General features: G+C 74.4%; 22 protein-coding genes and 1 riboswitch. Of the genes, 10 read left to right on the top strand and 12 right to left on the bottom strand.

Annotated features, from left to right (window positions below):
* Positions 1-2: 2 nt before the first annotated feature.
* Positions 3-1,013 (bottom strand): ABC transporter ATP-binding protein, encoded by a 1,011-nt coding sequence (locus AC5K6T_RS19295; protein WP_493210875.1) that lies wholly within the window; start codon positions 1,011-1,013, stop codon positions 3-5.
* A 206-nt stretch (positions 1,014-1,219) separates the two neighbouring features.
* On the opposite strand from AC5K6T_RS19295, the gene AC5K6T_RS19290 reads away from it, so the two are divergent.
* Both AC5K6T_RS19290 and AC5K6T_RS19285 read left to right on the top strand, forming a co-directional pair.
* Positions 1,220-1,450, top strand: coding sequence for a toxin-antitoxin system HicB family antitoxin (locus tag AC5K6T_RS19290; protein WP_493210606.1), 231 nt, complete (start codon positions 1,220-1,222; stop codon positions 1,448-1,450).
* A gap of 4 nt (positions 1,451-1,454) precedes the next feature.
* A complete protein-coding gene (locus AC5K6T_RS19285; protein WP_493210605.1) occupies positions 1,455-1,829 on the top strand; it encodes a fic family toxin-antitoxin system, toxin component in 375 nt (124 codons plus the stop codon).
* A gap of 254 nt (positions 1,830-2,083) precedes the next feature.
* Here the strand turns inward: AC5K6T_RS19285 and AC5K6T_RS19280 are convergent, their stop codons facing one another.
* From AC5K6T_RS19280 to bioB, 4 genes are all read right to left on the bottom strand, one after another.
* Complete coding sequence (locus AC5K6T_RS19280; protein ID WP_493210603.1) at positions 2,084-2,779, bottom strand: class I SAM-dependent methyltransferase; 696 nt, start codon at positions 2,777-2,779, stop codon at positions 2,084-2,086.
* A 372-nt stretch (positions 2,780-3,151) separates the two neighbouring features.
* On the bottom strand, positions 3,152-3,874 hold the full coding sequence (bioD, locus tag AC5K6T_RS19275; protein WP_493210601.1) for a dethiobiotin synthase: 723 nt from the start codon (positions 3,872-3,874) through the stop codon (positions 3,152-3,154).
* A gap of 73 nt (positions 3,875-3,947) precedes the next feature.
* A complete protein-coding gene (locus AC5K6T_RS19270; RefSeq protein ID WP_493210600.1) occupies positions 3,948-5,264 on the bottom strand; it encodes an adenosylmethionine--8-amino-7-oxononanoate transaminase in 1,317 nt (438 codons plus the stop codon).
* Complete coding sequence (gene bioB / locus AC5K6T_RS19265; protein WP_493210599.1) at positions 5,257-6,504, bottom strand: biotin synthase BioB; 1,248 nt, start codon at positions 6,502-6,504, stop codon at positions 5,257-5,259. The genes AC5K6T_RS19270 and bioB overlap by 8 nt, the downstream gene beginning before the upstream one ends.
* A 147-nt stretch (positions 6,505-6,651) precedes the next feature.
* On the opposite strand from bioB, the gene AC5K6T_RS19260 reads away from it, so the two are divergent.
* Entirely contained in the window at positions 6,652-7,779 is a 1,128-nt protein-coding gene (locus AC5K6T_RS19260; protein ID WP_493210597.1) for an 8-amino-7-oxononanoate synthase, read from the top strand.
* Positions 7,780-8,019: 240 nt separating this feature from the next.
* Here the strand turns inward: AC5K6T_RS19260 and AC5K6T_RS19255 are convergent, their stop codons facing one another.
* A complete protein-coding gene (locus AC5K6T_RS19255; RefSeq protein WP_493210596.1) occupies positions 8,020-8,229 on the bottom strand; it encodes a DUF397 domain-containing protein in 210 nt (69 codons plus the stop codon).
* 9 nt (positions 8,230-8,238) lie between these two features.
* On the bottom strand, positions 8,239-9,108 hold the full coding sequence (locus AC5K6T_RS19250; protein WP_493210594.1) for a helix-turn-helix domain-containing protein: 870 nt from the start codon (positions 9,106-9,108) through the stop codon (positions 8,239-8,241).
* A gap of 213 nt (positions 9,109-9,321) precedes the next feature.
* Between AC5K6T_RS19250 and AC5K6T_RS19245 the strand changes: the two genes are divergently transcribed.
* On the top strand, positions 9,322-9,780 hold the full coding sequence (locus AC5K6T_RS19245; protein WP_493210592.1) for an ATP-binding protein: 459 nt from the start codon (positions 9,322-9,324) through the stop codon (positions 9,778-9,780).
* A 114-nt stretch (positions 9,781-9,894) separates the two neighbouring features.
* On the opposite strand, the gene AC5K6T_RS19240 is transcribed toward AC5K6T_RS19245, so the two are convergent.
* Positions 9,895-10,368 (bottom strand): C40 family peptidase, encoded by a 474-nt coding sequence (locus tag AC5K6T_RS19240; RefSeq protein ID WP_493210591.1) that lies wholly within the window; start codon positions 10,366-10,368, stop codon positions 9,895-9,897.
* A 4-nt stretch (positions 10,369-10,372) separates the two neighbouring features.
* Positions 10,373-10,497, bottom strand: a riboswitch (cyclic di-AMP (ydaO/yuaA leader).
* Positions 10,498-11,396: 899 nt separating this feature from the next.
* Here AC5K6T_RS19240 and AC5K6T_RS19235 point away from each other — a divergent pair.
* The 6 genes from AC5K6T_RS19235 to AC5K6T_RS19210 all read left to right on the top strand — a co-directional run bounded on the left by AC5K6T_RS19235 (position 11,397) and on the right by AC5K6T_RS19210 (position 16,024).
* Entirely contained in the window at positions 11,397-11,699 is a 303-nt protein-coding gene (locus AC5K6T_RS19235) for an urease subunit gamma (protein ID WP_432958149.1), read from the top strand.
* A 10-nt stretch (positions 11,700-11,709) separates the two neighbouring features.
* Positions 11,710-12,021: an urease subunit beta gene (locus tag AC5K6T_RS19230; RefSeq protein WP_493210588.1), complete on the top strand. Its 312-nt coding sequence runs from the start codon at positions 11,710-11,712 to the stop codon at positions 12,019-12,021.
* Positions 12,014-13,735 carry an urease subunit alpha gene (locus AC5K6T_RS19225; protein WP_493210586.1) on the top strand — a complete coding sequence of 574 codons (1,722 nt, stop codon included), beginning with the start codon at positions 12,014-12,016 and terminating at the stop codon, positions 13,733-13,735. The genes AC5K6T_RS19230 and AC5K6T_RS19225 overlap by 8 nt, the downstream gene beginning before the upstream one ends.
* Entirely contained in the window at positions 13,735-14,409 is a 675-nt protein-coding gene (locus AC5K6T_RS19220; RefSeq protein WP_493210585.1) for an urease accessory protein UreF, read from the top strand. The genes AC5K6T_RS19225 and AC5K6T_RS19220 overlap by 1 nt, the downstream gene beginning before the upstream one ends.
* A 155-nt stretch (positions 14,410-14,564) precedes the next feature.
* Positions 14,565-15,248, top strand: a complete 684-nt coding sequence (gene ureG, locus AC5K6T_RS19215) for an urease accessory protein UreG (protein ID WP_493210873.1) — start codon at positions 14,565-14,567, stop codon at positions 15,246-15,248.
* On the top strand, positions 15,245-16,024 hold the full coding sequence (locus AC5K6T_RS19210; protein ID WP_493210583.1) for an urease accessory protein UreD: 780 nt from the start codon (positions 15,245-15,247) through the stop codon (positions 16,022-16,024). The genes ureG and AC5K6T_RS19210 overlap by 4 nt, the downstream gene beginning before the upstream one ends.
* Before the next feature lie 90 nt (positions 16,025-16,114).
* Here AC5K6T_RS19210 and AC5K6T_RS19205 read toward each other — a convergent pair whose 3' ends face one another.
* The 4 genes from AC5K6T_RS19205 to AC5K6T_RS19190 form a co-directional block, all read right to left on the bottom strand.
* Positions 16,115-16,831 carry a lysophospholipid acyltransferase family protein gene (locus AC5K6T_RS19205; protein ID WP_493210582.1) on the bottom strand — a complete coding sequence of 239 codons (717 nt, stop codon included), beginning with the start codon at positions 16,829-16,831 and terminating at the stop codon, positions 16,115-16,117.
* A 336-nt stretch (positions 16,832-17,167) separates the two neighbouring features.
* Positions 17,168-18,388: an ornithine--oxo-acid transaminase gene (gene rocD, locus AC5K6T_RS19200; protein WP_493210580.1), complete on the bottom strand. Its 1,221-nt coding sequence runs from the start codon at positions 18,386-18,388 to the stop codon at positions 17,168-17,170.
* Positions 18,388-19,215, bottom strand: a complete 828-nt coding sequence (ddaH, locus tag AC5K6T_RS19195; RefSeq protein WP_493210578.1) for a dimethylargininase — start codon at positions 19,213-19,215, stop codon at positions 18,388-18,390. Before ddaH ends, rocD begins: the two co-directional genes overlap by 1 nt.
* Positions 19,216-19,333: 118 nt before the next feature.
* A complete protein-coding gene (locus AC5K6T_RS19190) occupies positions 19,334-19,843 on the bottom strand; it encodes an Lrp/AsnC family transcriptional regulator (protein WP_493210576.1) in 510 nt (169 codons plus the stop codon).
* Positions 19,844-20,224: the final 381 nt, after the last annotated feature.

The raw sequence follows: 20,224 nt of genomic DNA, 5'->3' as shown, positions 1-20,224 counted from the left end.
GGTCAGTCCTCCTCGGCGGCGGACCGGCCGTCGCCGCCCTGCGGCGCGGCGCCGCCCGCCGTCGTGTCCGTCTTCGCCGTGCCTGCCCTCGCGCCGGGTGCTGTGGCGCCGGGCACTGACGTGTCATGGGCCGTGGTGCCGTCCGCGGAACTCACGCCGGCGGTCGCGCCGTCCTCGGCGCGGTCGTCCGCGGGGCCGTCGTCCGCGGTGCCGCGGTGGACGTCGAAGCGTTTCATCCGCTCCAGCACGGCCTCCGCGGTGGGCCGCTCCATCCGGTCCACGATCCGGCCGTCCGCCAGGAAGAGCACCAGGTCGGAGTGGGCGGCGGCGCCCGGGTCGTGCGTCACCATGACCACGGTCTGGCCCAGCGTGTCGACCGCCTCGCGCAGAAAGCCCAGCACCTCCAGCCCGGCGCGCGAGTCCAGGTTGCCGGTCGGCTCGTCCGCGAAGATCAGCTCCGGACGGGAGGCCAGGGCCCGCGCGCAGGCCACGCGCTGCTGCTGGCCGCCGGACAACTGCGCGGGCCGGTGCCTGAGCCTGCCCCGCAGCCCCAGCGCGTCGATCACCCGGTCCAGCCACTCGGTGTCCGGCTTCTGTCCGGCGATGTCCATCGGCAGGGTGATGTTCTCCAGCGCGTTGAGCGTGGGGATCAGGTTGAACGACTGGAACATGAACCCGATCCGGTCCCGTCGCAGCCGGGTCAGCTCCCGCTCCCTCAGCCCGGTGATCTCGGTGCCGCCGAGCCACACCTGCCCGGCCGAGACGGTGTCGAGCCCCGCCAGGCAGTGCATCAGGGTCGACTTCCCCGAACCCGACGGCCCCATGACCGCGGTGAACCGGCCGCGGTCGATGTCCACGTCCACCGAATTTAGGGCCAGGACGGCGGTCTCGCCCGAGCCGTAGGCCTTGGTCAGGCCCCGGGCCCGCGCGGCGACCCCGTCGGTTGCCGGACCCCGGGCATGCTCTGCGGCGGACTCCGCAGCGGATATGGACAAGGCCGCCTCCTCGGGCATGGGCATTCGGCCACTCCTTCGACGGGGCGAGCCTAGTGTGGCCGAGGACCGGCCCGGTATCCCCCTCGCGTCCCGCCCGTCTCCGTCTCAGGTCGGGGACACCGCGGCCTGTGTAAGGGGCACGGGCCGCCTGTGCGGGGCGCCGCCCCCGGTGTGCTCCCGTGCGCCCCTTGTCGCTGCTAGCGCTTGGACGCTAGCTTCGAGGCATGGCGAAGACCCAGCTGAACGTCCGGGTGGACGAGGGCACGGCCCGCGCGGCCCGCGAGCGCGCCCTGGCCCGCGGCATGAGCGTCAACCGGTACATCGAGGAACTGGTCCGGCAGGACACCGGCGAGGTGGGCCACACCTTCGTGGAGGCCGCGGCCGACTTCATGAAGAACTACGAGTCCGTCTTCGCCGAGGAGTTCGGCGACGGCAGGCACGAAGGCCGCCGCTGAACCGTTGGACGACGTCAGAATCGACCTCGCCTGGCTGCTGATGCTCGCCGAGCAGAACACCCCCGGCGACCCCCAGGTCACCGACTGGGGCGCCCTGGTCGCCGCCGTCGCCCGCCACCGCGCCGAGATATTCGACGTGCCGGTGTACGACACCCCGCACGCGCGCGCGGCCGCCCTGCTCCAGCTGCTCATCCATGTTCCGGCACTGGAGCGTTCCAACGCCCTGTTCGCCTGCGCCGTCGCCTACGCGTACCTGATCGCCAGCGGGCTGAAGGTGGTCACCACGCCCGAGCAGGTCCGTGACCTGGCCCGGCTGGTCAAGACCGGCGAGGCCTCCGTCCACGACATCACGCGCGAACTGCGCGGATGGAGCGCCTGACGCGACACCGCCCGCGCCCCGGCACCCGGCCGGTGCGGGTGTACCGGTGTACAGGTGTACCCGGTGTACAGGTGTGGCGTGCTGCCGGTCCCGCCCCGCTCGTCACCGCCGGGGCACGCCCCGGACCCTCATCGCGGGGCCGGCCCCTCCACACCCCGGCCTCTCCACACCCGGCGCACCCGGCGCACCCGGCGCACCCGGCGGCCTTCGTGCGCCGGTGCCTCCCGGCAGCCCCGGGGCCCCGCGCGGCGGTCCTACGCCGCCCGGTCCGGCTCTCCGGGTCGCCACGCGGTGCCCAGCACGCAGTACGACGTGGGCAGCGCGGGCCCCTTCTCGGGCATCAGCAGCGAGCGGTACGGCCCCAGCTCGAACCCCGCGGTGCGCAGTGAGCCCACCGGGTCGCGGGACACGTGGCAGCCCCCGGCGCACAGCGGCCACACCGTGCGGTCCAGCGCGCGCTGCGCGGTGCGCATCGCCCGGCCCCCTCCGAGCCCGTGCTCGAAGAACCGCACCTGCCCGCCCGGCCGCAGCACCCGCCGCACCTCGGCCAGGGCCCGCGGCACGTCTCGCACGCTGCACATCACCAGGGACAGCACGACCGCGTCGTACGCCTCGCTCTTGACCGGGAGGGCCTCCGCCACGCCCGGCACCACGTCCACCGGCACCTCGGCGCGCACCGCGGCCTCGACGGCCAGCAGCCGCAGCGTCCGTTCCGGTTCGATACCGACCACCTCGGAGACGGTGCCCGGGTAGTGGCCGAAGTTCAGCCCGTTCCCCGCACCCACCTCCAGCACCCGCCCCGACAGCCCGGCGAGCAGTCGCCGGCGCATCCCGGCCATGCCCATCCGGGTCTCCGCGGACACGCTGACACGGGCGTAGTAGCGGGCGAACAGCGGGTGGTGCACGGGGTCGCGCCCGGACCTGCGCGACACGGCCGACCACAGCGGCATGGGGACCTCCTTCACCGGGCGGGCCTTACCGCGATTGTGCCCCCGAAGCCGCCCGCGCACCCGTGTCCCGCGGCCGTGCCCGCGCGTCGGCGGCACGCAGTACGCAGCACGCGGCACGCAGCCGAAGGCCCACGGCCGACGTCCGGCAGTCGGCACGGGGCGCTGCACGTGACGCCGTCCGGCCCGGCCTTCGGCCCCGCGGCGCCGCGGTCCTCCGCCCGTCGGAAGTACCGGCCGGGACCGCCGGGTCTTCCGCCCGGCACAGCCACCGGTCAGGGCCGCTGGGACTCGGGGTGCGGGGACCCTGCGGTCTCCCCGCCGCCGGCGCCGTCGCGGCTCCCGCACCTGCGGCTCGCCGGGGCGCCCGGCCCCTCAGGCCCGCGCGGTCTCCCGGGCCGTGAACGACGCCGCGTCCCACAGGCCGTCCAGGGGCGGGGCGAGCCAGCGCGGTGCCTCGGCGCGGAACCGGTCCGGGGCGTAGCCGCCCGCGCCCTCCGGCAGCGCACCCAGCAGCGGGGCCCCTGCCACCTCGGGAAGGTCGGCGAGATTGCAGCGGCAGGCCAGGTCCGGCTCGGCGGGCCAGCTGCCGATGACCGCTCCCCACAGCTCCAGGCCGCGTCGCCGCAGCTCACGCGCCGTCAGCTCGGTGGTGTTGAGCGTGCCCAGCCCCGCCGAGGCGACCAGCAGGACGGGCGCGCCCAGCAGTCCGGCGGCGTCGGCCAGGTTCGCGCCCTCCTCGTCGAAGCGCACCAGCAGTCCGCCGGCGCCCTCCACCAGCACCAGATCGTGCGTGTCGGCCAGACGGCCGGCGGCCTCGGCGATCTCCGGCGGCCGCACCGGGGCGAGCCCGGCCCGCCGCGCCGCCGTCGCCGGGGCCAGCGGCTCCGGATAGCGTGCGAGTTCGGCCGTCGTCACCCCGGCCGCGAGCCGGGCCACCTCGTCGGCGTCCCCGCGCTCGTCCGGCCGGACGCCGGTCTGCGCGGGCTTGAGGACCGCCACCGTCCGGCCCGCCGCGACCGCCGCGGCGGCGACCGCGGCGGTCGCCACCGTCTTGCCGACGTCCGTGCCCGTACCCGTGATCACCAGGACCGGCATGCCGTCCGTCCCCTCCCGTTCGCCTCCGCGGCCGAGGAGCGCGCCGGCCGGACCGTGCCGCGCCCCGGCCGGCTCATCCCGCGGCCGCGGCCGCGCACACCGCGCGCGCGATCCGCGCCACGTCCTCGTCCCCGGTGACGTACGGCGGCATCGTGTACACGAGGTCGCGGAAGGGCCGCAGCCAGACGCCCTCGCGCACCGCGGCCGCCCCGGCCGCCGCCATGTCGACCGGATGGTCCAGCTGCACCACACCGATCGCGCCGAGCACCCGCACGTCCCGCACCCCGGGCAGCTCCGCCGCGGGCGCCAGCCCCTCGCGCAGGCCGGTCTCGATCCGCTTGACCTCGGCCTGCCAGTCCTGGCCGAGCAGCAGGTCCACCGACGCGCAGGCCACCGCGGACGCGAGCGGGTTGCCCATGAACGTCGGGCCGTGCGCCAGCACCGGCACCTCGCCCCGCGAGATCCCCTCGGCCACCTCCGGTGTGCACAGCGTCGCCGCCATGCTCAGATAGCCGCCGGTCAGCGCCTTGCCCAGGCACATCACATCGGGGGTCACCGCCGCGTGGTCCGCCGCGAAGAGTGCCCCCGTCCGCCCGAACCCGGTGGCGATCTCGTCGAACACCAGCAGAACCCCGTGCGCGTCGCACGCCTCGCGCAGCACCCGCAGGTACGCGGGGGAGTGGAAGCGCATCCCGCCCGCGCCCTGCACCACCGGCTCGACGACCACCGCGGCCAGTTCCCCGGCGTGCTCGGCGATCGCCGCGCGCAGCAGATCGGCGTACGCCTCCTCGTACCGGGCGGGCGGCGCGTCGACGAAGACCTGGCGGGGCAGCAGTCCGCTCCACAGCGCGTGCATGCCGCCTTCGGGGTCGCACACGGCCATCGGCTGCCAGGTGTCCCCGTGGTAGCCGCCGCGCCAGGTCAGCAGCCGGCGCTTCTCCGGGCGGCCCAGCGAGCGCCAGTACTGCAGGCACATCTTCACCGCGACCTCGACCGACACCGAGCCGGAGTCGGAGAGGAACACGTGCTCCAGCCCGTCGGGGGTGATCTCGACCAGGCGCCCGGCCAGCCGGACGGCGGGCTCGTGGGTGAGCCCGCCGAACATCACATGGCTCATCCGGCCGAGCTGGCCGGTCACCGCCTCGTCGAGCACCGGGTGCCGGTAGCCGTGGACCGCCGCCCACCAGGACGACATGCCGTCCACCAGCTCGCCCGCCCCGTCCGCGAGCCGCAGCCGCACCCCGCTCGCGGACTCCACGACGAGCGGCCGCGCCGTGCCGGGCATCGGACCGTACGGATGCCAGACGTGCCGCCGGTCCAGTTCCAGCAGCTCCGGCACGTCCAGCAGCTCCGGCACGTCCAGCGGCTCCGGCACGCTCGGCTCAGGCATTGGGCGCGAGGTCCGTTCCGGCACCGCGGCGGCGGACGGCGACCAGGTCGGTACGCGCCTCACCCACGGCCGGGGCCGGGGCGGCAGGTGCCGAAGCGGCCGGGGCCGGGGCGGCCGTACCGCACACGCCGCCTCCCTCGTGCGAGCCGCAGCCGCCGCCCGCCGTAGCCGCCGTACGGCCGGCGTCCTCGGGCGAGCCGCAGCCGCCGCCCCCGTGGGAGCCGCACCCCCCGGCGGCGCGGTGCTCCGGCAGGGTCACCTCGTCGGAGCCCTCCACCTCGAAGCCCGCGTCCGCGATCATCTCCAGGTCGGCCCTGCCGGCCTGGCCCTCGCTGGTGAGGTAGTCGCCCAGGAAGATCGAGTTGGCCAGGTGCAGCGCCAGCGGCTGCATCGACCGCAGGTGCACCTCGCGGCCGCCCGCGATCCGGACCTCCACGTCCGGGCAGACGAACCGGACCATCGCCAGAATCCGCAGGCAGCGCTGCGGAGTGAGGTGCCACTCCTTGGCCAGCGGGGTGCCCTCGAACGGGATGAGGAAGTTGACCGGCACCGAGTCCGGGTCCAGTTCGCGCAGCGCGTACACCACGTCGACGAGGTCCTCGTCGGACTCGCCCATGCCCGCGATCAGGCCCGAGCAGGCCGACAGGCCCGCCGCGTGCGCCTTCTGCACCGTGTCGACGCGGTCGGCGTAGGTGTGTGTGGTCGTGATGTCCCCGTACGTCCCCTCGGACGTGTTGAGGTTGTGGTTGTAGGCGTCCGCGCCCGCCTCGCGCAGCCGGTCGGCCTGGCCGTCGGAGAGCAGGCCCAGACAGGCGCACACCTCGACGCCCTCGTTCTGCTCCTTGATCGCCTTGATCGTGTCCGAGACCCGGTCCACGTCGCGGTCGGTCGGACCGCGCCCGCTGGCCACCAGGCAGACCCGCTTCGCACCCCCCGCGAGGCCCGCCGCGGCCGCCTCGGAGGCCTCCTCGGGCTTGAGCCAGGTGTACTTGAGGATCCCCGCCTGGGAACCGAGGCGCTGTGAGCAGTACGAGCAGTCCTCCGGACACAGGCCGGACTTGAGGTTGACCAGGTAGTTCAGTTTGACGCGCCGCCCGAACCAGTGCCGCCGCACCCGGCCCGCCGCGGCCACCACGTCCAGCAGCTCGTCGTCGGAGGTGGCCAGCACCGCGAGCGCTTCCCCGCGGGTCGGCAGCTCGCGCCGAAGCCCCTTGTCCACCAGCGTGTTCAGCAGATCCATGAGATCCGATCCTGTCGTACGGAACCACCCGCGGCCAAGGAGGCTTCGTACAACGAAGCCGCTTCACCGTGTGGGTATCGCCACACCCCCGGTGGCGATTCGTCCCGCTAGTGTCGGTCAGCCGCCCACACCTACCGCGGAGGACCCATGGCGTTCAGCTGGATCGACGAGCAGGCGCGGCTGCGCCGCCGCGCCGGGCTCGTACGGACTCTGCGCCCGCGCCCCGTCCGGTCGCCCCTGCTGGACCTCGCCAGCAACGACTACCTCGGCCTCGCCCGGCACCCCGAGGTGGTGGCGGGGGCGGCGGACTCCGCCCGGGCCTGGGGCGGCGGCGCGACCGGCTCCCGCCTGGTCACCGGCACCACCGAGCTGCACGCCGAGCTCGAACGCGAGCTGGCCGGCTTCTGCGGCTTCGAGGCGGCGCTGGTCCTCTCCTCCGGCTACGCCGCCAATCTCGCCGCGGTCACCGCACTGGCCCCGCACGGCTCGCTGATCGTCTCCGACGCGGGAAACCACGCCTCGCTCATCGACGGCTGCCGGCTGGCCCGCGGCACCACCCAGGTCGTCGGCCACGCCGACCCGGACGCGGTCCGCAAGGCGCTCGGCGGGCACGACGGTCCGGCGGTCGCCGTGTCCGACACGGTCTTCTCCGTCGACGGCGACGCGGCCCCGCTGGCCGCGCTCGCCGAGGCCTGCCGCGCGCACGGCGCCGGACTCGTCCTGGACGACGCGCACGGCCTCGGCGTCCTCGGGGACGGGGGCCGCGGTGCGCCGTACGCGGCGGGCCTGGCCGGCGCCGACGACGTGGTCGTCACGGTCACCCTGTCGAAGTCGCTGGGCAGCCAGGGCGGCGCCGTGCTGGGGCCCGCCCGCGTCGTCGAGCACCTCGTCAACACGGCCCGGACCTTCATCTTCGACACCGGACTGGCCCCGGCCGCGGCGGGTGCCGCGCTGGCGGCGCTGGGGCTGCTGCGGCGCGAGCCGGGGCGGGCGGCGCGGGCCCGGGAGGTGGCGGCCGAGCTTCACGCCCGGCTGACCGCCGACGGCCACGAGGCGGTACGCCCGGACGCGGCCGTGGTCTCGGTGCGTGCCCCCTCCCCGGAGCAGGCCGTGCGCTGGGCCGCCGACTGCCGCGCCGCCGGCGTGGCCGTGGGCTGCTTCCGGCCCCCGTCCGTGCCGGACGGCGTCTCCCGGCTGCGGCTGACCGCCCGCGCCGACCTGTCCGGGGCGGAGATCGCACGCGCGGTGCGGGTGATCGGCCGGACGCGGCCGTGACACGGCGCATCACACCCGGGTTGTGGAACCGGTCCGTCGTCATGCGCCGCTCGTCATATGCCGTCTGACGGTTGCCTTGTGCGGGTTGCCTTGCGCGGCTTGCCTTTCGTGGGCTGCCTTTCGCAGGCCGCCCGTTGCGGGCCGCCCTCTGCCGGCCGTCTGCCGGCCTCCGGGATTCACGGACGGCGGACGGAGGGCGGCGGTATTCGCGGAGGTTCGTTTCGGGTCGGATACCGGGGGTCAGCGGAACGAGCCCGTGAATCCCGCCCAGCTCTCGGGGGAGAAGAGCAGCGCGGGTCCGTCGGGCCGCTTGGAGTCGCGCACGGCGAGGCGCCCGGCCCACGGGGCCGTCTCCACGCAGTTGTTCGCACCGGTGCTGTGGCTGCTGCGCCGCCAGCGCGGGACAGGCGGCGGGATGCTGGAAGGAGCGGGCCGGAGCAGTGCGGTCATGGTGCCTCCTTACGCGCCGTCAACTGTTCTGGCGATCAGGTCCAGTGAGTCCTCGGGGGACAGGGCGAGTTCCTGAAGGGTGGCGAAGGCCTCGGTGTAGGCCTCCAGGTCTTCTTTCCGTTCGAGATAGAGGCTACTCGTCATATGGTCAAGAACCACCACGTCCAGATCGGAAGTGCGCGGGAATGAGAAAACAACGAAAGGCCCGGTGACGCCGATATGGGCCCCGGCCGAGAACGGCAGCACCTGGATCCGCACCTGCGGCAGCCGCGCCGCGGCCAGCAGCCCCAGCAGCTGTCCCCGCATCACCTCCGGGCCGCCCACCTGACGGCGCAGCACCGCCTCGTCGAGCACCGCGCTCAGCTCCAGGGGCGGCCGCGCCCGCAGCACGTCCTGCCGGGCCAGCCGCACCTGCACCAGCGCGTCGAGACGTTCGTCCGGCTCCCCGCGCTGGTCACCGACGGTGGCCCGGGTCACCGCACGGGCGTACTCGGGCGTCTGGAGGAGCCCCGGCACGACGGACGTCTCCAGGGTGCGCATCGCCCCGGCCTGCGACTCCAGGCTGATGAAGTCCCGGTAGGCGGGCGGCAGGACCCCGCGGTAGGCGTGCCACCAGTGGTGCCGGCCGACCCCGTCACCGGAGCCCGCGAGGGCCAGCATCACCTCCCGCAGCCCGGTATCGGCAACGCCGTAGACATCCAGCAGTAACCGCACGTCAGCCGGTTTCACGCCACTGGTGCCCGTCTCGATCCGGCTCACCTTCGACTGATGCCAGCCCACCAGACGGGCCGCCTCACCGCTGGTGAGCCCCGTCCGGGCGCGCAGGGCGCGCAGCTCGGCGCCGAGCTTGCGCCGGCGCACCACCGGACCGTGCTGCATGGGCCTACTCCCTACTCCTTCAGAGCCGCCCAAATACGTGCTGCCGTCGCAGAGTTCACCGCTTCGAGCGACAGATATATGCATATCTTGGTGGATCGGCACCATCAGCGGCGCACTGGTGGCAGTCTGGCGGACAAGCACCAGTCCGGGACCGTACTCGAACCATCCGATCCTTGTCGGACCGCGGCCCCGTGGGAAAGGGACGGCGTGGCCATGGCAGATCACCTGGAAGCATCCGTCACGATGCCGAGCGATCCCGCCTCGGTGTCCGCCGCCCGCGCCTACGTCGCCGACACGCTCGTGGAGTGGGGTCTGCCGCCCGACACGGACCTCGCCGACACGATCCGGCTGATCGTGTCCGAGCTCGCCACCAACGCCGTCCAGCACACCTTCGGGCAGTCCCCCACCTTCACCGTGGACATGCGGCTGGAGCGGGACGAGCACCTCAGCATCGGCGTCACCGACAGTCATCCGCGGTTCCCCCGGAGGCTCCCGGCGGCCGTGCAGCAGGACAACGGCCGCGGCCTGGTCATCATCCGCTGGCTGACGGCGGAGTGCGGCGGCAGGCTCCGGGTGCGGCCCACCCGGGAGGGCGGCAAGACCGTCTCCATCGAACTGCCCTGGACCGTCCCCGTCCGGCCGATGCCCACGGCGGGCCTCCAGGAGCCCTGAGGCCCGCGGGTGTCCGGGCGGGGAGCCCGCCCGGACACCGCGCCCCACGGGGAGGTGCGGGGCGCCGGGCGGGTGACGTCGGGCCGGCCCGGCGTCCGGACCGGCCGGGGACGGTCACCTCACCCGGCCGTACCAGACGCTGTTCGTCCAGATCTTCTGGAGCCGCACCACGTCGCCGGACTTGGGGGCGTGCCAGATCCGGCCTTTGCCCGCGTAGATGCCCACGTGGTAGACGTTCGAGCCGGAGTGGAAGAAGACCAGGTCGCCCGCCCGGCGGCGGCCCGCGGAGACGCGGCTGGTCTTGTTGAACTGCTGGGCCGCGGTGCGCGGCAGCCGCTTCCCCGCCTTCTTGTACGAGTAGAGCGTGAGCCCGGAGCAGTCGAAGCGGCGCGGACCCGCGGCGCCGTACAGATACGGGGCGCCCTTCTTCGAGGCGGCGACCTTGAGGGCGGTCGTGGCGGGCGTGGAGGCCGCGGCTCCGGCCGCGGCGCCCGGCACCACCAGGGGGCCGCCCACCGCGACGATGGTGAGTGCCGAGACGGTGCCGGCACGGGCCATGAGGGAGGGGACACGATTCTGCGCGGTCATGCGCAACCCTTCGTCAAACCGCCTGAGAAGGATGACCTGTCGGATTCGGGCTGGCGAAGTAGCCCGGCCGCCCGAGGGCGGCTTCACCCCAAGGTCCGCTCGGAGAACGTGCTCCGGCGGGCCGTCTTGCTCGGGTCCTCCACTCCTGCCGGTCCACTCCTGTCGACCGGTCATCCGGGCGGCGGCAGGACTCGGCGTCCGCCCGGACCGCCCCGCCGCGGTGGCGGGGTCTTGTCGTCAGACAGGGATCTTCACTCACCGGTGTCCGAAAAACCCAATGGAATCGGCGATTTGTGGTGTTGCTCACCGTTCACCCGTTCGGGTGGACACGGGGATGAACCGGGTGTCGCCGGGGCCACCGAACGGCCCCGGACCAGCACCGGAACCCGCTGTGGGGCCGTGGCGGCCGGCCTCTGACGCAACCGTTCGGGTCACGCAAGACGAGCCGTCGATACTCCGACAGAGGGTCCGTCGTTCGGTCCGTTTGACACCCGGTCCGCCGGTTGCGGCGGACCGGGGCGAAGGCGCCGCGAGCGCGCCCCGGAGGCCGCCCTCGCGCGACGTGCGGTGCCGGTGCGTGGTGCGTCCGCTCCCGGCCGGCCCCGGGCCCCGGACGTCTCCGGGCCGGCCGCCCCGGGGACCGCGGGGCCGCCCCGTGCCGCCCGCCCCGCGCCCGGTGCCGGCCCGGTGCCGGGCCGGCACCGGGCCGGTGTGCGGTGGCACACCGGAGGAGGCGCCCCCGGCGCGCCGGGGCCTCGCCGGGGCCTCGGCCGCCAGGGACCGACAGGTTCGGCAGGAGCGAAGGGCACGGAGGCGGGGCACAGGGGCACAGGGGCACGGGGGCACGGGGGCACGGGGAACGAAGGGCGCGGGGGGAACGACGGGCGGAGGCGCCTGCCGCAGGAGACCGGCCGGTTAACGCGCCCGAAACGCGTCGCAACTAGCCTCCCTCCACGCCACCAGGGACTTTGCCCGGGGCAGCGGCAGCCGGGCCCCGCACGGCCCGGAGCGAGGAAGTGAGGTGGGACGTGCAACTGACCCCGCACGAGCAGGAGAGGCTGCTGATCCACGTGGCGGCCGACGTCGCGGAGAAGCGCCGGGCCCGCGGACTCCGCCTCAACCACCCCGAGGCCGTCGCCCTGATCACCTCGCACATCCTCGAAGGCGCCCGCGACGGGCGTACCGTCGCCGAGCTGATGTCCTCCGGGCGCAAGCTGCTGACCCGCGACGACGTCATGGAGGGGATCGCGGAGATGATCCACGACGTGCAGGTCGAGGCGACGTTCCCGGACGGCACCAAGCTCGTCACCGTCCACGACCCGATCGTCTGAGGAGGCGGCGATGATCCCCGGTGAGATCCTCTTCGCGGACGGCCCGGTCCCTCTCAACGAGGGCCGCACGCCGGTCCGGCTGACCGTCCTGAACGCCGCGGACCGGCCCGTCCAGGTCGGCTCCCACTACCACTTCGCGGAGGCCAACCCCGGCCTGGACTTCGACCGGACCGCCGCGCACGGCCGTCGGCTGAACGTCGCCGCGGGCACGGCCGTACGGTTCGAGCCCGGCATTCCCGTCGAGGTGGAGCTGGTCCCGCTCGCCGGGGCGCGGATCGTGCCGGGGCTGCGCGGCGGGACCGGAGGTGCCCTCGATGCCTGAGATCGCCCGCCCCGCCTACGCGGACCTGTTCGGTCCCACCACCGGTGACCGCGTCCGGCTCGCCGACACCGACCTGCTCATCGAGATCGAGGAGGACCGCTGCGGCGGCCCGGGGCGCGCCGGGGACGAGGCCGTGTTCGGCGGGGGCAAGGTCATCCGCGAGTCCATGGGCCAGTCCCGGGCCACCCGCGCCGAGGGCACCCCGGACACCGTGATCACCGGTGTCGTGGTCGTCGACCACTGGGGGATCGTCAAGGCCGACATCGGCATCCGCGACGGCCGGATCAGCGGCATCGGCAAGGCCGGCAACCCGGACACCATGGACGGCGTCCATCCCGACCTGGTCATCGGCCCCGAGACGGAGATCATCGCGGGCAACGGGCGGATCCTCACGGCCGGCGCCGTCGACGCGCACGTCCACTTCGTCTGCCCGCAGATCGCCGACGAGGCGCTGTCGTCCGGCATCACCACGCTGGTCGGCGGCGGCACCGGCCCCGCCGAGGGATCCAAGGCCACCACCGTCACCCCCGGCCCCTGGCACCTGGCCCGGATGCTGGAGGCGATGGAGGCCCACCCCCTCAACATCGGCCTCCTCGGCAAGGGGAACACGGTTTCCCACGAGGCCATGCTGTCCCAGATCCGCGGCGGCGCGGTGGGCCTGAAGCTGCACGAGGACTGGGGGTCCACCCCGGCCGTCATCGACGCCTCGCTGACCGTGGCCGAGCGGACCGGCGTCCAGGTCGCCATCCACACGGACACCCTCAACGAGGCGGGCTTCGTCGGGGACACCCTCGCCGCGATCGCCGGCCGCGGCATCCACGCCTACCACACCGAGGGAGCCGGCGGCGGGCACGCCCCGGACATCATGTCCGTGGTGTCCGAGCCGCATGTGCTGCCCAGCTCCACCAACCCCACCCGGCCGTTCACCGTCAACACCGTCGAGGAACACCTCGACATGCTGATGGTCTGCCACCATCTCAACCCGGCCGTCCCCGAGGACCTCGCCTTCGCCGAGTCCCGGATCCGGCCCTCCACGATCGGCGCCGAGGACATACTGCACGACCTGGGCGCCATCTCGATCATCTCCTCCGACTCCCAGGCCATGGGCCGGGTCGGCGAGGTCGTCCTGCGCACCTGGCAGACCGCCCACGTCATGAAGCGCCGCCGCGGCGCCCTGCCCGGCGACGGCCGCGCCGACAACCACCGGGTGCGCCGCTACGTCGCCAAGTACACGATCAATCCGGCGCTCGCCCAGGGCCTCGCCCGTGAGGTCGGCTCCGTCGAGACCGGCAAACTCGCCGACCTGGTCCTGTGGGAGCCGGCGTTCTTCGGCGTCAAACCGCTCCTCGTCATCAAGGGCGGCCAGATCGCCTACGCGCAGATGGGTGACGCCAACGCCTCCATCCCCACGCCGCAGCCGATCCTGCCCCGCCCCATGTTCGGGGCGCTGGGCCGGGCGCCCGCCGCGAACTCGCTCAACTTCGTGGCCCCCCAGGCGATCGAGGCCGGACTGCCGGAACGGCTCGCGCTCGGCAAGCGGTTCACGGCCATCGAGTCCACCCGTTCGGTGACCAAGGCCGACATGAGGGAGAACGACGCCCGGCCCCGCGTCGTCATCGACCCCGACAGCTTCGCCGTACACATCGACGGCGAACTCGTCGAGGCCACTCCGGCGGCCGAACTGCCCATGACCCAGCGCTACTTCCTCTTCTGATGTCCAGGGCAGCGCTACTGGTCCTCGCCGACGGCCGCTTCCCCGCCGGAGGGCACGCCCACTCCGGCGGTGCCGAGGCGGCCGTCCGGGCCGGGCGCGTCACCGACGCGGCGAGCCTGGCCGACTTCTGCCGGGGCCGGCTGCACACGGCCGGACTGGTCGCGGCGGGGCTCGCGGCCGCGGCCGCGCTCGGGGCGGCCGCCGCGGAGCTCGACGCGGCCGCCGACGCCCGCACCCCGTCGCCCGCACTGCGGACCGCCGCCCGCCGGCTCGGCCGGCAGCTGCTGCGGGCTGCCCGCACCACCTGGCCGTCGCCCGAACTGGACGCCCTGGCACGGCAGTTCCCCAAGGGCGCCCACCAGCCCGTGGTGCTGGGGAGCGCCGCCCGCGCGGCCGGACTCGGGCCGCTGGACGCGGCGCACTGCGCGGTGTACGAGAGCGTCAGCGGACCGGCGACCGCCGTGGTACGGCTGCTCGGTCTCGACCCCTTCGACGCCACGGGCGTACTGGCCCGGCTCGCCCCCGAGCTGGACCGGGCCGCCGACCGTGCGGTCGAGGCGGCCCGGCGGGTCGCCGACGACGGCGTCGACGCGCTGCCCGCGGCGTCCGCGCCGCTGCTGGAGATCTCCGCGGAACTGCACGCCGCCTGGCCGGTACGGCTGTTCGCGTCCTGAGCCCGTGCCCCGGCCGCCCCGCCGACCGCCTCGCCGACCGCCCGTCCCCGCCGACCGTCCGGCCGGGCCGCCCCGGCTCCGCCGCCCGGCTCCGCCGCCCGGCTCCGCCGCCCGGCCTCTCCCCCGACCGCCCTCCTCGAACAGGAGCCGTGACCATGCACCTCGACCACTCCCACCCCGGTCCCCGCGCCGTCAGCGCGGACGCCCACCGGCCCGACGGAGCCCGCCGCGCCCTGCGCATCGGGCTCGGCGGCCCCGTCGGGTCCGGGAAGACCGCCACCGTCGCCGCCCTGTGCCGGGCGCTGCGCGAGGAGCTGTCCCTGGCCGTCGTCACCAACGACATCTACACCCGCGAGGACGCCGAGTTCCTGCTCCGCGAGGCCGTGCTGCCGCCGGAGCGGATCACCGCGGTGGAGACCGGCGCCTGTCCGCACACGGCCATCCGGGACGACATCTCCGCCAACCTCCAGGCCGTCGAGGACCTGGAGGACGAGGCCGGGCCGCTCGATCTCGTCCTGGTCGAGTCCGGTGGCGACAACCTCACCGCCACCTTCTCCAGGGGCCTGGTGGACGCGCAGATCTTCGTGATCGACGTGGCCGGCGGGGACGACGTCCCGCGCAAGGGCGGCCCCGGCGTGACCACGGCCGACCTGCTCGTGGTCAACAAGACCGACCTCGCGCCGTATGTCGGCTCCGACCTCGCCCGGATGGCCGCCGACGCCAAGGCCCAGCGCGGCGAACGGCCCGTCGCCTTCCAGTCGCTCCGCGGCGAGGAGGGCGTGGCGGAGGTGGCCGCCTGGGTCCGCGCGCAGCTCGGCGCCTGGCGGGCCCGCGCGTGAGCGGCGTCCGGGCCCGGGCGCGGGTCGTCGCCCGGTCCGACGGCCGCGGCGGCACGTCCCTGCCCGTCCTGCACGGCGAGGGCCCGCTGGCCCCGCGGCGCACCCGCGGGCGCTCTCCGGCCGAGGCGAGCGTGACGCTCGTCGGTGCCATGAGCGGACCGCTCGGCGGCGACCACCTCAGCGTGTGCGCGGAGGCCGACGAGGGCGCCCGGCTGCGGGTCGGCTCGGCCGCCGCCACCCTCGCCCTGCCGGGCCAGTCCAAGGCCGAGGCGTGCTACGAGGTCCGGCTCGACGTCGCCGACGGTGCCGCACTGCACTGGCTCCCCGAGCAGCTGATCAGCGCGCGCGGCAGTGACCTGCGGGTCACCACACATGCCGAACTGGCCGCCACGGCCCGGCTGGTGCTGAGGGAGGAGCTGGTGCTCGGGCGGACCGGTGAGGAGCCCGGCCGGCTCACCAGCCGCCTCACCGTGCGGGTCGCGGGCCGTACGCTTCTCGATCAGGAGCTGTCCTGCGGGACGGGGGCGCCGGGCGGCTGGGACGGGCCGGCCGTGCTCGGAGGGCTCCGGGCCGTCGGTCAGCTGGTCGTCGTCCGGCCGGAGTTCGCCGAGCGTCCGCCCACGGCGCGGGCGCTGGGGGAGGGGGCGGCCACCCTGGTGCCGCTGGCCGGGCCGGCGGTGCTGGTCACGGCGGTCGCCCAGGACGCGCTGCGACTGCGCCGGGTGCTGGACGAGGCACTGGCCGCGTGCGACGAGGAGGGGGTACGGTCCGGCTGACGGGCTGACGGGCTGACGGGCTGACGGGCTGACGGGCTGACGGGCTGACGGGCTGACGGGCTGACGGGCTGACGGGTGGGGCCGCGCGTCTCAGCTCAGCGGCAGCCGCGGGAACCTGCGCTCCCTCGCCGCGGCCTCCTGCGCCTTCGCGTCCGCCGCGTACATGTCGACGTACTCCTGCTCGGACAGCGACAGGATCGCGTACATGATCTCGTCGGTGACCGCGCGCAGCACCGTCTTCTCCCGCTCCAGACCGGCGAACCGGGAGAACTCCAGCGGCGGGCCGAACCGGATGACCACCCGGTGCGGGTGCGGCACCACCCGGCCGGGCGGTTGCGCCTCGAAGGTGCCGATCATGGCGCAGGGGATCACCGGAACCCCCGAAGTCAGCGCCATCACGGCCACACCGACCTTGCCCTTGTACAGCCGCCCGTCGTGCGAGCGGGTGCCCTCCGGGTAGATGCCGAGCAGCTCGCCCCGGCCCAGCACGCCCAGGCCCTCCCGGATGGCGGCCCGGCCCGCCTCCCTGCCCGAGCGGTCCACCGGAATCTGCCCCGCGCTGCGGAAGAACGCCGCCGTCAGACGCCCTTTGACGCCGGAGCCGGTGAAGTACTCGGCCTTCGCGAGGAAGGTGATGCGGCGCTTGAGGACGGCCGGCATCAGGAAGTGGTCCGAGAAGGAGAGGTGGTTCCCGGCGACGATGGCCGCGCCCGACGCCGGCACGTGCTCCAGACCCTCGATGCGCGGCCGGAAGACCAGCCTCAGCAGCGGTCCCAGCAGTACGTACTTGAGCAGGTGGTAGAACAAGGGCCCTCCTCACTCCGGCGAGGCCGCGCAGCGCCGCGTTCCGGCAGGTCGACCGGCCTGTTCTGATGGTCAGTCAGTGTAGGCGCGGGGGCGGGCGGCGGGAACGGGGCCGTTCTTCCCCCCGCCTCGTGCCGCCCCGCCTCGTGCCACCGCGCCTCGCGACATCCCGCCCGGGCCGCCCCTCGTCGCCCCGGTCCGCCGCCTCGCCGGCCCATCGCAGGCCGGGTCCGCCGCCGTCCCGGCGCCGCACCCCGCCCCGGGCGGCTCACCGCACGGAAGGCCGCGCCCCCGCACGCGCATGCGTGCGGGGGCGCGGCCGCGGCCCGTGATCCTCCGTCAGCCCGCCAGCACCTTCTCCAGCGTCTGGAGCGCCTGGCCCAGCTCCTCGCCCGTGATGGTGAGCGGGGGCGCGATCCGGATCGTCGAGCCGTGGGTGTCCTTGACCAGGACCCCCTCGCGCAGGAGCCGCTCGCTGATCTCCCGCCCGGTGCCGACGGCCGGGTCGACGTCGACACCCGCCCACAGACCAAGCGAGCGGAAGCCGACCACGCCCTTGCCGACCAGGTCGGTCAGCGCGCCGCGCAGGACGACGCCCAGCTCCGAGGCGCGGCGCTGGTACTCGCCGGTCTCCAGCAGCTCCACCACGGCCGTGCCGACCGCCGCGGCCAGCGGGTTGCCGCCGAAGGTCGAGCCGTGCTCGCCCGGCCCCAGCACCCCGAGCACGTCCCGGGAACCGACCACCGCCGACACCGGCACGATGCCGCCGCCCAGCGCCTTGCCCAGCAGCACCAGGTCGGGCACGACGTCCTCGTGGTCGACGGCGAGGGTGCGCCCGGTGCGGCCCAGACCGGACTGGATCTCGTCGGCGACGAACAGACAGCCCTTGCGGCGGGTCAGCTCGCGCACTCCGGCGAGATAGCCGTGGTCGGGGACGATCACCCCGGCCTCGCCCTGCACCGGCTCGATCAGCACCGCCGCGGTCGTCTCGTCGACGGCCTCCTCCAGCGCCGCCAGGTCGTTGTACGGCACGACCGTGAAGCCCGGCGTGAACGGACCGAACCCGGCGCGTGCCGACTCGTCCGTGGAGAAGCCGACGATGGTCGTCGTCCGGCCGTGGAAGTTCTCCGCGGCGACCACGATCCCCGCCCGGTCGGCGGGCACGCCCTTGACGTCGTAGGCCCACTTGCGGGCCACCTTGATGCCGCTCTCCACCGCCTCGGCGCCGGTGTTCATCGGCAGCACCATCTGTTGCCCGGTCAGCTCCGCGAGCCGCTCGGCGAACCCGGCGAGCCGGTCGTTGTGGAACGCCCGCGACGTCAGGGTCAGCCGGTCCAGCTGGCGGTGCGCCGCGTCGACGAGGCCGGGGTGGCGGTGGCCGAAGTTCAGCGCCGAGTACCCGGCCAGCAGGTCGAGGTAGCGCCGGCCCTCCACGTCCTGGACCCAGACGCCCTCGGCGTGCGCCACGACCACGGGCAGCGGGTGGTAGTTGTGGGCGAGGACCGGCTCCTCGGCGCGGATCAGCTCGGCGGAGGAGCGGGTACGGACGGGTGCGGTCATCAGCGGATCTCCTGGGTACAGCACTTGATGCCCCCGCCGGCCTTGAGGAACTCCGACAGGTCGACGGGGACGGGGACGTAGCCGCGCCCGGCCAGGTTCCCGGCGAGGGCCTCGGCCTGCGGCGCGATGAACACGTGGCGGCCGTCGGACACGGAGTTCAGCCCGAAGGACTCCGCGTCCTCGCGGGTGGCGAGCACCGCGTCCGGGTACAGCCGTTCCAGCACCTCGCGGCTGCCCGGGGAGAACGCCTCCGGGTAGTAGACGATGTTGTTCTGCTCACCGTCGCTCCCGTCGTTCAGGACGAACAGCGCCGTGTCCAGGTGGTAGAAGTACGGGTCCACCAGCGTCAGACTGATCACCGGCCGGCCGAAGAACTCCTGCGCCTCGCGGTGCGCCTCCCGGGTGGTCCGGAAGCCGTGCCCGGCCAGCAGGTACCGGCCCGTCCACACCAGGTCGCCCTCGCCCTCGCACACCGACTCCGGGCGGTGCACGGCGTAGCCGGCCTGCTTGAACCACATGTCGTAGTGCACGGACTCCGGGCGCCGCTCGTCCGCGTGGAAGAGCGAGCCGAAGACACGGCCGTCGACGACGACCGCGGAGTTCGCGGCGAAGACCATGTCCGGGAGACCGGCCACCGGCTCCACGGCCTCGACGGAGTGCCCGTGGGTCCGGTAGGCGCGGATCATCTCCCGCCACTGCTCCTGGGCCAGGTCGACGTCGACCTCGACGTCGGGATGCATCCAGGGGTTGATCGCGTACTGCACGGCGAAGTGTCTGGGCTCGCAGACGAGGTAACGCCGCCGGCGCGGCACACGGCTGTCGGTCACAGAGGGGTCCCTCCGCTTCCTGCGGTGATCGGTCAGGGGTGACACCAAGGTAAGGACCGACAGCGGCGAGCGACAAGAAACGAAAGCTGCGTGTCCCCGCAGGATCGCTGCGTCCTGATCAGGGAAGACGCACGTCTGCTGCGCTCTGCGGGGCCGGCTGGGACGCACTCGCCTCCGGACTCTCCGGGAGCAGATGGGACAGCACCATCACACTGATCGTCTTGCGGATGAACGGCTCGGTGCGGATCCGCTCCAGCACCTCCTCGAAGTGCTCCACGTCCCGCGCCCGCACGTGCAGCAGCGCGTCCGCGCCGCCCGTCACGGTCATCGCCGCGGTGATCTCCGGATGGTTGCGCACGACCTCCGCGAGCCGCCGCGGCGGGGCCGCGCCCTCGCAGTACACCTCGACGTACGCCTCGGTGCGCCAGCCGAGCGCCGACGGCTGCACGGTCGCGGTGAACCCGGTGATCACCCCGGTGTCCCGGAGCCGGTCCACGCGCCGTTTGACCGCCGTCGCCGACAGCCCGATCGCCGCACCGATCTCGGCGAAACTGGTCCTGGCGTTCGCCATCAGAGCGGTGATGATCTTCCGGTCGAGCCCGTCGAACGGGGCGTTCCTGCTGTTCACGCCGCCACTGTAGCCACCGCGAACGCCCCCGCCGTCCCGGCGCGGCCCGCGGCATCTCCCCGCCCGGCCGGGGACCCCGCCCGCTGCCCGCGAGGGCCCGGCCGGACTGTCACGGGGAGCGGGCAACGGCGCGCGGGCGGCCACGGCGGCGTCCGTGCCGGGCAGGACACGTCCGGGGCACTCCCCCCGGCCGCGCCTGCAGCCTCCCACCGCGCCCGCCGCGGCCGCAGCCTCCCGCATCGGCCGCAGCCTCCCGCATCGGCCGCAGCCTCCCACCGCGCCCGCAGCCTCCCACCGCGCCCGCAGCCTCCCACCGCGCCCGCAGCCTCCCACCGCGCCCGCAGCCTCCCACCGCGCCCGCAGCCTCCCACCGCGCCCGCA

This window comes from Streptomyces sp. B8-7 (assembly GCF_058833805.1).
This window is presented reverse-complemented; position numbering and strand designations above follow the sequence as displayed.

Coding starts and splice junctions, on each gene's coding strand:
- AC5K6T_RS19295 (WP_493210875.1), bottom strand. CDS start 1,013: ATGCCCGAGGAGGCGGCCTTGTCCATATCCGCTGCGGAGTCCGCCGCA.
- AC5K6T_RS19290 (WP_493210606.1), top strand. CDS start 1,220: ATGGCGAAGACCCAGCTGAACGTCCGGGTGGACGAGGGCACGGCCCGC.
- AC5K6T_RS19280 (WP_493210603.1), bottom strand. CDS start 2,779: ATGCCGCTGTGGTCGGCCGTGTCGCGCAGGTCCGGGCGCGACCCCGTG.
- bioD (WP_493210601.1), bottom strand. CDS start 3,874: ATGCCGGTCCTGGTGATCACGGGTACGGGCACGGACGTCGGCAAGACG.
- AC5K6T_RS19270 (WP_493210600.1), bottom strand. CDS start 5,264: ATGCCTGAGCCGAGCGTGCCGGAGCCGCTGGACGTGCCGGAGCTGCTG.
- bioB (WP_493210599.1), bottom strand. CDS start 6,504: ATGGATCTGCTGAACACGCTGGTGGACAAGGGGCTTCGGCGCGAGCTG.
- AC5K6T_RS19260 (WP_493210597.1), top strand. CDS start 6,652: ATGGCGTTCAGCTGGATCGACGAGCAGGCGCGGCTGCGCCGCCGCGCC.
- AC5K6T_RS19255 (WP_493210596.1), bottom strand. CDS start 8,229: ATGACCGCACTGCTCCGGCCCGCTCCTTCCAGCATCCCGCCGCCTGTC.
- AC5K6T_RS19250 (WP_493210594.1), bottom strand. CDS start 9,108: ATGCAGCACGGTCCGGTGGTGCGCCGGCGCAAGCTCGGCGCCGAGCTG.
- AC5K6T_RS19245 (WP_493210592.1), top strand. CDS start 9,322: ATGGCAGATCACCTGGAAGCATCCGTCACGATGCCGAGCGATCCCGCC.
- AC5K6T_RS19240 (WP_493210591.1), bottom strand. CDS start 10,368: ATGACCGCGCAGAATCGTGTCCCCTCCCTCATGGCCCGTGCCGGCACC.
- AC5K6T_RS19230 (WP_493210588.1), top strand. CDS start 11,710: ATGATCCCCGGTGAGATCCTCTTCGCGGACGGCCCGGTCCCTCTCAAC.
- AC5K6T_RS19225 (WP_493210586.1), top strand. CDS start 12,014: ATGCCTGAGATCGCCCGCCCCGCCTACGCGGACCTGTTCGGTCCCACC.
- AC5K6T_RS19220 (WP_493210585.1), top strand. CDS start 13,735: ATGTCCAGGGCAGCGCTACTGGTCCTCGCCGACGGCCGCTTCCCCGCC.
- ureG (WP_493210873.1), top strand. CDS start 14,565: ATGCACCTCGACCACTCCCACCCCGGTCCCCGCGCCGTCAGCGCGGAC.
- rocD (WP_493210580.1), bottom strand. CDS start 18,388: ATGACCGCACCCGTCCGTACCCGCTCCTCCGCCGAGCTGATCCGCGCC.